This is a genomic window from Undibacterium sp. Di27W (genome assembly GCF_049340345.1).
Taxonomy (GTDB): domain Bacteria; phylum Pseudomonadota; class Gammaproteobacteria; order Burkholderiales; family Burkholderiaceae_D; genus Undibacterium.
In genome coordinates this window covers 1-255 of the sequence record NZ_JBMPOS010000182.1, presented here as the reverse complement: position 1 = coordinate 255, position 255 = coordinate 1, and the positions used below count along the sequence as shown (strand labels likewise).

The 255-nt window shown below is 44.3% G+C and carries 1 pseudogene; it reads right to left on the bottom strand.

The features are described from left to right. A pseudogene (locus tag ACO0LF_RS31805) lies at window positions 1-205 on the bottom strand (hypothetical protein); the annotation flags it as partial. Window positions 206-255 lie beyond the last annotated feature (50 nt).

The following is a 255-nucleotide window of genomic DNA, read 5'->3' as shown; positions in this document are numbered from 1 at the left end:
TGCCTTGGCTATTACCGCCGGACCAAGCGTGGCCGGCACCATGAATTACCCATTGTTCAGCAGATAAGGATTTATGAGCATTTTTTTGAGATGCTGCATTTTCAGCATAGCGAATGCGTGTGTAGCGACGGTCAAGCTTCCCATTACCAATTTCTTTTTGGGCTATCAAATTTTTTGACTCGCTACTTTCCAAATAACGTTCCATGATGTGATCGGCATTCTTATTATTGACCGTATGATCCTGGTCGCCATGGA